14 protein-coding genes are annotated in these 14,314 nt (G+C 32.1%); 12 read left to right on the plus strand and 2 right to left on the minus strand.

Features of this window, described 5'->3' with window-relative positions; all coding sequences use genetic code 4:
- Positions 1 to 7 precede the first annotated feature (7 nt).
- The 10 genes from upp to SAPIS_RS00260 all read left to right on the plus strand — a co-directional run bounded on the left by upp (position 8) and on the right by SAPIS_RS00260 (position 7,529).
- Complete coding sequence (gene upp, locus SAPIS_RS00220; RefSeq protein WP_023788827.1) at positions 8 to 631, plus strand: uracil phosphoribosyltransferase; 624 nt, start codon at positions 8 to 10, stop codon at positions 629 to 631.
- 104 nt (positions 632 to 735) lie between these two features.
- Entirely contained in the window at positions 736 to 1,107 is a 372-nt protein-coding gene (locus SAPIS_RS05585; protein WP_023788828.1) for an MG406 family protein, read from the plus strand.
- A 36-nt stretch (positions 1,108 to 1,143) separates the two neighbouring features.
- Positions 1,144 to 1,968 (plus strand): F0F1 ATP synthase subunit A, encoded by an 825-nt coding sequence (locus SAPIS_RS00225; protein WP_023788829.1) that lies wholly within the window; start codon positions 1,144 to 1,146, stop codon positions 1,966 to 1,968.
- 82 nt (positions 1,969 to 2,050) lie between these two features.
- Complete coding sequence (atpE, locus tag SAPIS_RS00230; protein WP_407636226.1) at positions 2,051 to 2,296, plus strand: ATP synthase F0 subunit C; 246 nt, start codon at positions 2,051 to 2,053, stop codon at positions 2,294 to 2,296.
- Entirely contained in the window at positions 2,283 to 2,846 is a 564-nt protein-coding gene (gene atpF, locus SAPIS_RS00235; RefSeq protein ID WP_023788831.1) for a F0F1 ATP synthase subunit B, read from the plus strand. The genes atpE and atpF overlap by 14 nt, the downstream gene beginning before the upstream one ends.
- A 1-nt stretch (position 2,847) precedes the next feature.
- Complete coding sequence (locus SAPIS_RS00240; protein ID WP_023788832.1) at positions 2,848 to 3,399, plus strand: F0F1 ATP synthase subunit delta; 552 nt, start codon at positions 2,848 to 2,850, stop codon at positions 3,397 to 3,399.
- Positions 3,400 to 3,409: 10 nt separating this feature from the next.
- Positions 3,410 to 4,981, plus strand: a complete 1,572-nt coding sequence (gene atpA / locus SAPIS_RS00245) for a F0F1 ATP synthase subunit alpha (protein WP_023788833.1) — start codon at positions 3,410 to 3,412, stop codon at positions 4,979 to 4,981.
- Positions 4,982 to 5,827 (plus strand): ATP synthase F1 subunit gamma, encoded by an 846-nt coding sequence (gene atpG / locus SAPIS_RS00250; protein WP_023788834.1) that lies wholly within the window; start codon positions 4,982 to 4,984, stop codon positions 5,825 to 5,827.
- A gap of 17 nt (positions 5,828 to 5,844) precedes the next feature.
- Positions 5,845 to 7,239 carry a F0F1 ATP synthase subunit beta gene (gene atpD, locus SAPIS_RS00255; protein WP_023788835.1) on the plus strand — a complete coding sequence of 465 codons (1,395 nt, stop codon included), beginning with the start codon at positions 5,845 to 5,847 and terminating at the stop codon, positions 7,237 to 7,239.
- Positions 7,239 to 7,529 (plus strand): FoF1 ATP synthase subunit delta/epsilon, encoded by a 291-nt coding sequence (locus SAPIS_RS00260; protein WP_023788836.1) that lies wholly within the window; start codon positions 7,239 to 7,241, stop codon positions 7,527 to 7,529. The genes atpD and SAPIS_RS00260 overlap by 1 nt, the downstream gene beginning before the upstream one ends.
- Positions 7,530 to 7,563: 34 nt before the next feature.
- On the opposite strand, the gene SAPIS_RS00265 is transcribed toward SAPIS_RS00260, so the two are convergent.
- Together SAPIS_RS00265 and SAPIS_RS00270 are read right to left on the minus strand one after the other, a co-directional pair.
- Positions 7,564 to 8,502, minus strand: coding sequence for a 5'-3' exonuclease (locus SAPIS_RS00265; RefSeq protein ID WP_023788837.1), 939 nt, complete (start codon positions 8,500 to 8,502; stop codon positions 7,564 to 7,566).
- Positions 8,503 to 8,513: 11 nt separating this feature from the next.
- On the minus strand, positions 8,514 to 9,104 hold the full coding sequence (locus SAPIS_RS00270) for an IMPACT family protein (RefSeq protein ID WP_051372137.1): 591 nt from the start codon (positions 9,102 to 9,104) through the stop codon (positions 8,514 to 8,516).
- Positions 9,105 to 9,328: 224 nt separating this feature from the next.
- Between SAPIS_RS00270 and secA the strand changes: the two genes are divergently transcribed.
- Both secA and uvrB read left to right on the plus strand, forming a co-directional pair.
- The gene (secA, locus tag SAPIS_RS00275) at positions 9,329 to 12,250 is read left to right on the plus strand and encodes a preprotein translocase subunit SecA (protein WP_023788839.1); all 2,922 of its coding nucleotides are present in this window, start codon (positions 9,329 to 9,331) and stop codon (positions 12,248 to 12,250) included.
- Positions 12,251 to 12,336: 86 nt separating this feature from the next.
- Entirely contained in the window at positions 12,337 to 14,313 is a 1,977-nt protein-coding gene (gene uvrB, locus SAPIS_RS00280; protein ID WP_023788840.1) for an excinuclease ABC subunit UvrB, read from the plus strand.
- Position 14,314 lies beyond the last annotated feature (1 nt).

The following is a 14,314-nucleotide window of genomic DNA, read 5'->3' on the forward strand; positions in this document are numbered from 1 at the left end:
GAGAAAAATGGCTTTTACAATTATTCAACATCCATTAATTATGGATAAAATAACAAGAATGAGAAGAGAAGAAACCTCATCAAAAGATTTTAGAGAAAATCTAAACGAAATAGGACAACTAATGGCCTATGAGGTATTTCGAAACATACCTCTGAAAGAGATAGAAATAAAAACACCTGTAACTAAAACTATCGGAGTAACTATTGATATTCCCGTTGTACTTGTTCCAATAATAAGAGCGGGTTTAGGTATGGTGGAGGGGATTCAAAAGCTAGTTCCCACATCTAAGATCGCCCATGTTGGTTTATACAGAAACGAAGAAACTTTAGAACCCGTGCAATACTTTGCTAAAAAAACTGAAGATATTGAAAATAGTTTTGTACTTGTTGTTGACCCAATGTTGGCAACAGGTGGTAGTGCATCAAAAGCTATTGAAATAGTTAAAGAATGAGGTGCTAAAAATATCAAATTTGTGTGCCTTGTTTCAGTTGAAAAGGGTGTTAAAAGGTTGCAAAATGATCACCCTGACGTTGACATTTTCACAGCAAGTCTAGACCCTGTTTTAAATGAAAAAGGTTACATCGAACCGGGGTTGGGAGACGCTGGCGATAGAATATTTGGAACTAAATAACTTTAAAATTTTTTTTCACAATTTTATCTGTTTTTTAATTTATAGACTTATGTAAATTTTAGGAGTATTATATTTGAGATGGAACCTTAGGAATGGTAAGAAAGATGTTAAAAAATTTTTTTATTAAGTGAAAAAAGTTAATTTTGACCTTATTACCCGTTTATTCAATAATATTGACCATATTGATAACTCTTGGGGTTTTTAATAAAATTAGTTATTCGTGAAGCGCTGGTTTCTTATTATCAGTTTTCGCAGGTACTATGGCTTTTATATGTATAAAAGTATCGATCAAGACTTTGCTAAATGAGCAAAATCCATATCTTTACGTTTTTTTCTCAATATTGAGACTTGGCATATATGTGGTTCCATTCCTTATAAGTTTTTATTTACCAATGTACATAAATATATTCAGTGTAATGATTGGTTTAGGATCTATTATCCTAACTAGTTTTTTTTATAAATTTACTAGCAAATAATTCTATATAAGGCATAAAAAGGGGGATATTGGCAAGATGCAAGAAAATTTACAAAAAAATTGAAATCTTCTAAATCCACAACTTATATCAATATTTTTAACGTTTATCGTAATTTGTACATTTTGTATTGTTTATAACGTCAAAATCAGAAACAAAAAAGATGGGCAACAACTGAGCGGATTTTTGGTCTTAACCGAGACGTTTATCACTCAAGTTGAAAATATGATAGTAACAGTTATGGGTAAAGGTTTTAAACATTTGACACCATATGCGATGTACATATTTATGTATGTTGTGATATCATCCATACTAGCAATTCTTGGGTTTGAACCTTTAACAAGTTCATTTACAGTTACTCTCTCAATGGGACTAGTAACCTTTTTTGGAATATATTACTACGGGATAAGATATCAAAAGCTTGCTTTTTTTAAAAAATTTTTAAATCCTGTTGAACTACTAACACAATTTGTTCCATTAGTATCAATTTCATTTAGGTTATTTGGTAATATGCTGGGTGGTAGCATTATTTTGGGCTTGTTATACGGTACGATGATCGGTCTACAAGGAACAATTTTTGTAAAAGAAAATATCGCTAAGCTTGTTGAAGAAGACTGACATAGACAATTCACTTATTGGTGAGGAGGGTTCAACATCTTCACTACTGCACTAATGCCTTGACTTCATTTATACTTCGATTTATTTGATGGGGTCATTCAATCTATAGTGTTTGTTATGCTTACACTCTCATATTGAGGTAACGCAAAAGATGGTGAACACGAAACAGATGGAGATGCGTCCGAGTCTGAAAATATCAAAAAGCTAAAAAGAAAAGAAAAATTATCAAAAGAATTAAGAATTTAAAAAGGAGAACATAAAAATGTTTACAGAAGTACTTACAAATTTTTTCCTAAACTTTGGGGGAAATTGAATTACATTATTACCAATGTTTGCTGAAGGTAATATCGAAAAAGGATTAAAATATCTTGGTGCTGGGATCGCTGGTGTCGGGGTTTTTGGTGCTAGTTTAGGGCAAGGTATACTTGGTTATGGTGCATGTATGGCGATTGGAAGAAATCCTGAGGTTGCACCAAAAATAACTACAACAATGATTATTGTCGCTGGTATTAGTGAATCTGGCTCAATTTATGCCTTAGTTGTTGCCTTGTTGTTAATTTATGCAGTTAATTAATTTTTATCATACAGATACTTTGTTGACAAAGAGCGAATCAGCTCCTGGTGTACCAGATATTGTTAATAATTTATTTCCAAATCTACCAATGTTTATTGCTCACGTTCTTGCAACAATTGTAATAGTTATCTTTTTATCCAGACTTGTTTACAAACCTTTCAAAAAAATGATTGCTGAAAGAAGAAAAAAAATAAATGAACTTCTTGACGATGCCTCTGGAAAACAAGCTATTGCAAATAAAGATAAAAAAGATGCAGAGAAGCTTATAAATATTGCAAAAGTAGAGTCAAAAGAAATTGTTATTAAAGCTAAAGGCGAAGCAGATATACTAAAAATGGAAATTATTGAGAATGCACGTAAAGAGGCGGCAAATATCCAAAATCATGCGAAAAAAACAATTGAGTTTGAGAAAAATGAAGCCAACGAAGAAATACGTAAGCAAATTATTGATCTAGCATTTGAAGCCGCAAATAAAATTATGGATGTAAATGTATCTAATGATGTAAATAAAAAACTCATCGACGAGTTTTTGAATGGCTTAGGTAGTTAAGATGATAATAAAACAAAGTCTAATAAATAATTGGGCAAGTGCAATCTCTTCAATAGCTATAGAAAATAATAACATTAAAGAATATATTGAATTATCAAATAAAATAAGAAAATTATTCATGGAAAATGAGGAATTACCAATTTTTCTAAAAAATAATTTCATAGATTTAAATACAAGATATAACTTTCTTGATAAAGTTTTTTTGAATACTAATTTAGATAAAAACTTGTTAAATGTTTTAAAACTCTTAACAGAACGAAATTTAATCTCAGCAACTAAAAGTATTTTCAAAAAAGTGGAATTCAACTTATTAAAAGCAACTGAGATATCAAAAGGTTATGTTTACTCTGTTGAGAAGTTAGATGAAAAACTTATTAAAGAACTAGAATTGAAACTTAGTAAGAAACTTAACCAAACAATTACACTTGAAAATCTGATTGACAAGTCACTTATTGCTGGAATAAAAGTTGAAATCAACGATCATAGGTTTGATTCTTCTATAAAAGGAAAAATAGAAGATATGAAACTTCAAATATTACAAAATAGAAAATAGGGGTGAAAATATGCCACTAAAAATCAACGAAATTTCCGAGGTTATTAAAAAACAAATTCAAAATTACGGAAAAGAAATAGTTAAAAGTGAAGAAGGTGTCGTAGCCAGTATCGGTGACGGTGTAGCCTTATTATTCGGACTTGATGAAGTTATGATGGGTGAACTTTTAATCTTTGACAACGATATTTATGGTATGGCTTTAAGTCTTGAAGATGGTGCTGTTGGTGCTGTTATTATTGGTGATGATTCACAAATAAAACAAGGTGACAAGGTCAAAAGAACAAAGAGAGTAGTAGAAACACCTGTCGGAGATGAGTTACTTGGAAGAGTTTTAAATGGTATTGGTCAGCCTATAGATGGTAACGGACCTTTCAAAGAAAACAAGTTCTCTCCAGTAGAAAAAATAGCTTCAGGAGTTATGTCAAGGAAATCTGTCGATCAACCACTTGAAACAGGGTTGCTTTCGGTAGACTCAATTATTCCAATTGGAAAAGGTCAACGTGAGCTTATAATTGGTGACAGACAAACTGGTAAAACTGCCATAGCAATTGACACTATAATAAACCAAAAAGGTAAAAATGTTAAATGTGTTTATGTTGCAATAGGTCAAAAAGAATCAACAGTAGCACAGGTTGTCGAAAAGTTAAAGCAAGCTGGAGCAATGGAATTTACAACAGTTATATCAGCTTCTGCTAGTGAATCTGCTCCAATGCAATATCTTGCACCTTATTCTGGTGTTTCTATTGCAGAGGAATGAATGTCTCAAGGAGATGATGTCTTAATTATTTATGATGATCTTTCTAAACATGCCGTTGCATATAGAACGCTTGCACTTCTACTTCGTAGACCACCAGGTCGTGAAGCTTATCCAGGAGATGTATTTTACTTACACTCTAGACTTTTAGAAAGAGCAGCAAGGGTTAATGAAAAGTTTGGTGGTGGTAGCATAACCGCTCTACCAATTATTGAAACTCAAGCTGGAGATATATCAGCTTACATTCCTACTAATGTAATATCAATTACAGACGGACAAATATTCCTTTCAGATCAGTTATTCAACTCTGGTATTAGACCAGCTGTTGACACAGGTTTATCTGTTTCAAGGGTAGGTTCTTCTGCACAAATTAAAGCTGTTAAACAAATGGCTGGTACATTAAAATTAGAACTAGCACAATATTATGAATTACAAGCGTTTGCAAAATTTGGTAGTGATTTGGATGAGACAACTAAGGCTACATTAAACCATGGAAATAAAATTGTGGAGTTATTAAAACAGAGACAGTATAATCCGTTGTCACAAATTGATCAATCTATAATACTTTTAGCTATTAAAAAAAGATTAATCAAATGACTTCCTGTAAGTGAAATGTCAATTTTCAAAGAAGCGCTGTTGCTCCATTTCAATAATGATAAAACAGCACAAGCCTTAAGAAAATTATTAGAAGCAGAACAAGAGTTCAGTGAAGAACTAACAAAAAAAATTGAAGCACAAATTGTTATTGTTCTTAAAAAAATAATTACCGGAATTAAAGGATGAAAAGCATCAGACTTTGGTGACCAAAAGGAATGGAGTAAACTATAGATGCCAAACCTTAGTGAGTTAAAAACACAAATTGGATCAGTTAAAGATATCGGTAAAATAACAGGGGCAATGGAATTAGTTGCAACAGCCAAATTAAAAAAAATCACTCGTAGAGTTGGTGAAATCCATAATTACCTTGAAGAGGTGTACGACGTTTTCAATTATATTATTTCCAACTCAGAAGATTCGATTTATTTGAAAAAACCTAACCAACAAATTAATAATACATTATGAGTTTTGATATCTTCTAACTTGGGATTGTGTGGCGGTTACAATGCAAATATTTTTAAACTTGTTCAAAATGAAATTAAACAAGAAGATAGCATAATTGCTATTGGGACAAAAGCAATCAGTTTTTGTAATCAATATAATTTCAATATCAAGAGCAAAGTTACGAATATTGATGTTGACTTTACTAACGAACAAGCAAGAGAAATTGCATCTGATATCCTGGAAGCATATACTTTAAAAAAATATGATGCAGTTAATATTGTTTATACAAAATTCATCAATAATGCCACATTCGAACCAAGCATTATAAATATGTTTCCGATTGAAAAAAAAGAACAATCAAATACGGGAGAGATTATTACACTTGAACCAGACCCAGAAACAGTCTTGGCTACGTCTATTTCACTTTATTTGAACACAATAATCTTTGGAACAATACTTGAATCTCAGCTTTCCGAGCAAGCAAGTAGAAGAATGGCTATGGAGTCAGCTACAAAAAATGGAAAGGAATTATCACAAGAGCTAACAGTTTTATATAATAGAAAACGACAAGAAAACATAACACAAGAAATTAGTGAAATTGTTGGTGGAGCTAATGCTCAAAATGATAATTAATATAGGAGGTATAAAAAATGAAAATTACTAAAGGTAAAATTATTCAAGTTATGGGTCCGGTAGTCGATGTTAAGTTCAAAGAAAATGAAATGCCAAGCTTGTATAATACAATTGAATTACAAAACAACGGTGGAAAGCTTGTTTTGGAAGTTGTCCAACATATTGGAGATGATCTTGTAAGAACTATTGCCATGGGACCAACAGAAGGTCTTGTAAGAGGAGTGGAAGTTACCAATACAGGAGCACCAATTTCTGTACCTGTAGGAGACGAGGTTCTTGGAAGAATGTTTAATGTGTTAGGTGACCCTATTGATGATAAACCTCCTGTTCAATCAAAAAGAATGCCCATTCATAGAGCGGCACCAACATATGATGAATTGACTACATCAGCTGAAATCTTAGAAACTGGAATAAAAGTTGTAGACTTAATGATGCCTTTCTCAAAAGGTGGAAAAATTGGTTTATTTGGTGGTGCAGGAGTTGGTAAGACAGTTCTTGTTCAAGAATTAATCAATAACGTTGCAAAAGCTCACGGTGGAATCTCAGTATTTGCTGGAGTAGGTGAGAGAACAAGAGAGGGTAACGACCTTTATTATGAAATGATAGAAGCAGGGGTTATTGATAAGACTAGTTTAGTTTTTGGTCAAATGAACGAACCCCCAGGTGCTAGAATGAGAGTTGCTCTTACTGGCTTGACAATCGCTGAATATTTTAGGGATGAAAGAAATCAAGATGTACTACTATTCATTGACAACATCTTTAGATTCACACAAGCAGGGTCCGAAGTATCGGCGTTATTAGGTAGAATGCCATCTGCTGTTGGTTACCAACCAACATTAGCAACTGAAATGGGAGCTTTGCAAGAAAGAATTACATCTACTCAAAAAGGTTCTATTACTTCCGTTCAAGCAGTTTACGTACCAGCCGACGACTTAACAGACCCAGCCCCAGCAACCACCTTCGCTCACCTTGACGCAAGGGTTGTTTTGGATAGATCAATAGCAGCTCTAGGTATTTATCCAGCCATTGATCCACTTGACTCGAGTTCAAGAATGTTAGATCCAAGCATTGTTGGTGAAGATCACTATTCTGTAGCCTTGAGCATTCAAGAGACTCTTCAAAAATACAAAGAGTTACAATCAATAATAGCTATTTTAGGTATGGATGAACTATCTGAGGAAGATAGAATTATAGTTAACAGGGCTAGAAAAATAAGAAACTTCATGTCACAACCATTTACTGTGGGAGAAAAATTCACCGGAAGAAGTGGTAAGTATGTCCCAATATCAGAAACAATCAGATCATTCAAAGCAATCTTAAATGGAGAGATGGACGACGTTCCAGAAACATTATTTATGTATGCGGGTTCTATTGATGAAGTAAATGAAAGATTCAAAAAAGAAAATAAATAATGAAGCTTAAAGTAATCACACCCGACGGAATTTTCTTAAATGATATTGAAGTTAACTATGTTGGTGTTCAAACTAGCGCCGGTGATATGACTATATACTCAAGACATATTCCGATAGTTTCAACACTCATTATTGGTGTTTTGAAATATGAACACGAAAATATAAAAAAATATATTCATGTACATAGAGGAATTTTACAAGTGTCTAAGGAACAAGTAAAAATTCTAACACAACGTCTTTATGAAGTTGACGAAAATGGGAAAAGAATCTCTGAAAACACATACGAATAATAAAAATACTCGTTTATTTCCAAAACGAGTATTTTTATTTTTTTAATTCTGTTTTCTTTAAGAGAAGTGCATCTTCCCTTTTTCTTAATTGGTCTTGAACCTTGTCTTCAATAATCTTTGTAAAAGCTCACATTTTTTCTCTTTTAAGAAAACCCATAAACCTTACATAGTTTACTTGTAATGGTTTAAAGTTGATTCTCCCAAGATCTACATTTTTTAAAATACCTGCTATTTTTTTGTTCATAATAACTTGTTCGCGACAATTTTCTAACCTAGTTCTATGTTCAGGCGGAAAATCACTTAAATTTTTGTAAATGTTTTCGACACTTCCATATTTTTCTATGAGTTTGATTGCCGTGTTGTAATGCATCCCTTTAACACCTTTTATATTATCTGAGTGGTCACCCAACAAACTCTTCATATCTGGTATTTGTGATGGTTTACATCCAAACTTTTCAAAAACTTCTTTTTCTGTTATGGTTTCTTTTTCTGTTTTTTTAGACTGTTGTGAGATTACATTTACATCTTTTGATATTAGTTGGTAAGTATCTTTGTCATTTGAAATAATATCAACCTTATAACCAAGTTTGACAGCAATCCTGGTTATTGTGCCCATGATGTCATCTCCCTCGTACTGACATTTTTCATATCAGGGGATGTTAGCGGATGTCAAAAAATCTCTTACTAATTGCATTTGTGGTATTAAATCACTTGGCGTTTCTTTTCTTGTAGCTTTATAAGCAGGATAAATATCTCTTCTTCAACATTCTTTTCCAACATCAAAGGTAACAATAACTGTGTGATAATTGTTGCTATTAATCATTTCATATATTTTTGCTACAAACACGTAAAGTGCATTAATTAGCACTCCCTCACGATTTACAGCAACCTTTTTCCTTTTTAAAGAACCGTAATATCCTTTATGTAATAAATGATAACCATCAACTATTACGACCTTTTTCTTTTCTTCCATTTTTCATTCTCCTAATAATAATCATATTTTTTTGATATTATTTCTATTTCGTTACTGATGGGATTTAGAAGTTCTAAATCGTTTATAAAAAAATCCAATACAACAGTATCTTCTCAAAACTCTTTTGTTGTCTCTTTGATAGATAATTTATGTAGATACGTTGTTATTTTTTTTAAGTGACTAATATTAAAACTTATTTTTAGACTGAATTTGAGTTCTAAAATACTAAAACTCATCTCCTTTAGTAACTGGATTGCACCATTACTATAAGCTCTTTGAAGCCCGCCAGTTCCTAACTTGATTCCACCATAATATCTAACACAAAAGATTATTATGTTCGTCAGCTTGTTAACTTCAATCAGTCTTAATAAAGGTTCGCCGGCTGTTCCTATGGGTTCGCCGTCATTATTGTAACCATATTTTGGATTTTCATAGCCATATTTATAAGCTCAACAATTGTGTCGTGCATCTATTCTTCGATACTTATTTATAAATTCTTCTAAATCAGATTTGTTTTCAACTCTACCTATATAGGTAATAAATTTAGATTTTTTGATTGTTTCTTCAAAGATAAGAACTTTATCAACATCAGGTACCTTCAAATAAATCACCATCGTTACCAAATTTATTTTCTCACATATATGAAAAAAATAAAGGTTTAAGTTGGATTATTTAAAAATAAATATTTAGACTTTTTTGTTTTTTGATTGCCTTTGTAAGTTATTTTGCAAGAAAAAGGTTGAATTAAAATAGTAACTATTTTAAAAAAAAGTTATAATTACTTTGTTATTGGTTTAATATTATCTAACAAAAAAAGGAGATACCTATGGCTAGAGACAAGGTTATAATAAAGAAACACGGTAAAATAGCCGATCAAATAATTTCTTTACAAGAAAAATTTGAAAAACTTTCTGATGAGCAACTTAAGGAAAAAACTTTAGAATTTAGAGAAAGATTGCAAAACAACGAAACTCTTAATGATTTATTAGTAGAGGCCTATGCAACTGTCAGAGAAGCTGCATACAGAGTTCTTGGATTAAGGGCATACAAAGTTCAACTTATTGGAGGTATCATATTACACGAAGGTGACATCGCAGAGATGAGAACCGGTGAAGGTAAGACTTTAACAGGATTGTTTCCAGCATATTTAAATGCTCTTACAGGTGAAGGAGTACATGTTGTTACAGTTAACGAGTACCTTTCAAAAAGAGATAGTGAAATTAATGGACAAGTTTACAATTTCTTAGGATTAACTGTTGGTTTGAACGGAAGAGACCTTACAAAGGATATGAAAAGAGATGCCTATAGTCAAGACATCACATATACTACTAACTCAGAATTAGGTTTTGACTATCTAAGGGATAATATGGTATATTCATACTCTCAAAAAACCCAACGAAAACTTAATTATGCAATTATCGATGAGGCAGATTCTATCTTAATTGACGAAGCTAGAACGCCATTGATAATATCTGGTGGAAGCCAAAATAGGGTAAATATGTACAAGGCTGCAGACGCCCTAGCCAAAACACTTAAAGAACCCGCTGATGTCGAAATTGATTTGGAATCTAAACAAGTTTATTTGACTGATGAAGGAATTAAGAAAGCGCAAAAGTTTTTTAGTATAGACAACCTTTTTGATTTTAAAAATACTGAGGTTTTTCACTTAATCATGAATGCTTTGAAAGCCAACTTCACTTTTAAAGCTGAAATTGAATATACAGTCCAAGATAATGAAATAATTTTAATTGACCAGTTTACAGGAAGAACTATGCCAGGTAGAGCGTATAGTGATGGTTTACAACAAGCATTACAAGCTAAGGAAAATGTTGAAATAGAGGAAGAAACATCTACTTTAGCAACAATAACTTATCAAAACTTTTACAGACTTTATAGTAAGCTAGCGGGTATGACAGGTACTGCTAAAACCGAAGAAGAAGAGTTTATAAAAATTTATAATACAAGGGTTATTGTCTGTCCAACTAATAAACCAATCATCCGTAAGGATGAACCAGATCTTACTTTTGGTACAAAACACGCCAAATTTAAAAAATTGATAGTAGATATCAAAGAAATAAATGAAAAAGGAAGGCCAATACTTATAGGTACTACAAGCGTTGAGTCATCAGAACAAGTTGCCCATTATCTTGATAAAGCTGGACTAAAGTTTGAGATGATTAATGCCAAAAATCACCATCGTGAAGCAGAAATAGTTGAAAAAGCTGGACAGTTTAAAGCAATAACCTTAGCCACTAACATGGCGGGTCGTGGTACTGATATTAAATTAACAGAGGAAACCAGACAATTGGGTGGTTTATATGTTATTGGAATAGAAAGAAATGAAGCTCGCCGTATTGATAATCAGTTAAGAGGACGTGCAGGTCGTCAAGGTGACCCTGGGGACTCAAAGTTTTATATATCGATGGAAGACGATCTTATGGTTCGTTTTACAGCACCAAAAGTTAGACAAATGTTTTTAAAACTAGGTGATGATCACATAGAATCTAAGATGTTTACAAGAGCAATCACTAACGCTCAAAAAAAACTTGAGGGATTAAACTTTGATCAAAGAAAAAATGTTCTTGATTATGATAATATTTTGAGTCAACAAAGAGAAGCCATTTATGCTCAAAGAGATGACATTCTTTTACAACCAGATCTGAAAGTTGTTCTTGAAAAGTTTCAATACACAATTGCATATGAGTTGGTAGATCGCAGTTCAGAACTCGTTCGTGGAGAAAAAACAGTTAGAATCAAAACTCTTATTAATCAATTAAATAATGTCTTTGTTATGGAAGATAGTTTAATAGAATCTGATTTCGATGGACTTGAAAAAAACGAAATGGCGAAGTTAGTTCAGAAAAAAATGATGGAGTTTTACATATTCAAAACTAAAGATGTACCAGAGAATGTAATTACCGAACTAGAACGTCGCACTATTTTGCAAGCTTTTGACAAATATTGAACAAGACACATCAACCTAGCTCAAAAACTAAGAAGTGGTATTTACTTGCAACAATATGCTCAAAACAACCCACTTCACCAATATGTTGAAGAATCTGCTAAGTTATTTAACAAGATGAAGATAGATATTGCAGAAGAAACTATCACAAACCTAAATACTTCTTTCTTCAAACAAAAAGAAGATGTGTCAGTTGAATTCGATCCAAACGAAAGTGAAAAGAAAGTTATCAACATTACCGAGACAGATATTGATGATATTCTGGCTGAAATTGGTATTACAAAAGAAAACTTCTCTCGTGATAGTGTTAATAAAAGGTTCGCTGAGTTAAATGACGAGTTTAAAGATGACGAACAGACACTTCGCAAGTTGAGTATTCAGTATGAAATTTTAAAAGGTCTTATGGATAAATTGGATTCTATGTTCGAAGATCAACAAAAAATCACTAAAGAATTGTCGCAGCAAGAATTAGACAAAATTGTTTCTAAATTTGGATTATCTGGGAAAAAATTTACTCCGAATGATGTTAAAGAAGCTTTTGAAAGGTTATCTGAAGGTTTAGACGAGCAAGAACGAACTACTCTTTTAATGGAATCACAAATTGTTATGGCTATATCACTACAGCTTGAAAAACTTCTAAAAGAACAATCAAAATCAGGTGAGTTTGTTGTTACTGATGAGGACGGAAAAGTTAAAAAGGTATTCAAAACAAATAAGGATGGTTCTATTTCAGAAGACGACATAGAAGATACAGAAAAAGTACAAACTAAAACCAAAATTGGATAAATCCAAAATTGGTTTTATTTTTTTTATTAAAAAATGGTAATATCTTTAAAATAAATCTAAAATAGGTTTATAAAGGAGTCTAATTTATGGCAAAAACATTTAAAGAATTTGACTTGGTAACAAACTTCAAACCGGGTGGAGACCAACCAAAAGCAATAGAAGCTTTAATAAATGGTTTGAAGGAAGGAAAAAAACATCAAGTTTTGTTAGGTGCAACTGGAACGGGTAAAACATTTACAATGGCAAATATCATCAAAGAAATGAATAAACCCACATTAGTATTAGCTCACAATAAAACATTAGCTATGCAGTTATATATAGAGTTCAAAGAGTTATTTCCAAATAATAGAGTGGAATATTTTGTATCAAACTTTGACTTTTATCAACCAGAGGCTTACATACCTGCAAGAGATTTATATATAGATAAGGATGCTAAAAGAAATAATGATTTAGAGATGATGCGATTAAGCACTATGAATGCTTTAATGCTTAGAACAGACACAATTGTTGTTGCATCTGTCGCTGCAATTTATGCCACACAAGATCCAAAAGAGTATGGTGAGGTTTTTTTTGAGTTAGCAGTTGGTCAATCTATTTCTAAAAAACAGTTATTAACATTTTTAGTTCAGACTGGTTATGTAAGAAATGAGACCCACTTAGATATGGGTTGTTTTAGCGCCAAAGGTGATGTAATTAAAATTGCTCCAAGTTGGACAGATGATTATAATATTAGAATATCAATGTTTGGAAATGAAATTGAAGCAATAGATATTCTTGATGTTTTAAACAATACTGTTAAAGAAAGTTTGAGAATGTTCACAGTATTTCCGGCTTCGTCATATGTAACAGATTTTGATAAGATGAAACTTGTCATTAAAAACATTGAAAAAGAACTTGAAGGTCGTGTAAAGGAGTTGCTTGATCAAGGAAAAGTTTTAGAAGCAGATCGCCTAGATAAAAGAACAAGATACGATTTAGAATTGCTTAGTGAATTTGGAATGTGTAGTGGTATTGAAAACTATTCTGCGCATATTGACTTTAGAGCACCAGGAACACCTCCGTATAGTTTGGTAGATTATTTTGGAGAAGATTTCTTAACTATTATAGATGAGTCGCATATGATGATTCCTCAAATAAAAGGGATGTTTAATACAGATAGAAGTAGAAAAGAAACATTAGTAAATCACGGTTTTAGATTACCAAGTGCATTGGATAATAGGCCCTTGAACTTTGAAGAGTTCACTGGAAAACTCCAAAGCGTAATTTACACTTCAGCTACTCCTGGTGATTATGAGTTAGAATTAACAAATGGGGTAGTTACTGAACAAATTATTAGACCAACAGGACTAGTAGACCCTGTCATCGAAGTTTGACCAACCACAAATCAAATGGAAAATATAATTACAGAAATACATAAAGTATCTGCTAAGAAGCAAAAAGTGTTCATAACTTCTCTTACAATAAAACAGTCCGAAGACATCACCTCATTTTTACAAGATAGAAATATTAAAGTGGCATATCTTCACTCTGAACTTAAAACTTTAGAAAGAAATCAAGTGCTTTTAGATCTTCGAAAAGGAGTTTACGATGTTATTGTTGGTGTCAACTTACTAAGAGAAGGATTAGACATACCTGAAGTTAGTCTTGTGTGTATTTTAGACGCAGACAAACAAGGATTTTTGAGAAACACAAGAAGTTTGATACAAACAGTTGGTAGAGCTGCACGTAACTCAGAAGGTAGAGTTATATTTTTTGCAGATAAAATCTCACAAGCCATGGAAGAGGCTATGCAAGAGACAAAAAGAAGAAGAGATAAACAAATCGCTTTTAACAAGGCCAATAATATTGTGCCTCAAACAATTGTAAAAAAAATAAGTGATATTGGTTCTTCTGTAAATATAAGAAACAAAATTAAAGAGCTTAAAGGAAAAAATAGTAAAGAAAAAGCCGAAGAAAAAATTATTGCTGATCTTAGAAAAGAAATGCTTTTGGCAGCAAAAGAACAAAATTATGAAAAAGCAGCAGAATTAAGAGATATAATCTTAGAACTACAAGCTTTATAGG

It is taken from the genome of Spiroplasma apis B31, assembly GCF_000500935.1.
In the GTDB taxonomy this organism is placed as follows: domain Bacteria; phylum Bacillota_I; class Bacilli_A; order Mycoplasmatales; family Mycoplasmataceae; genus Spiroplasma_A; species Spiroplasma_A apis.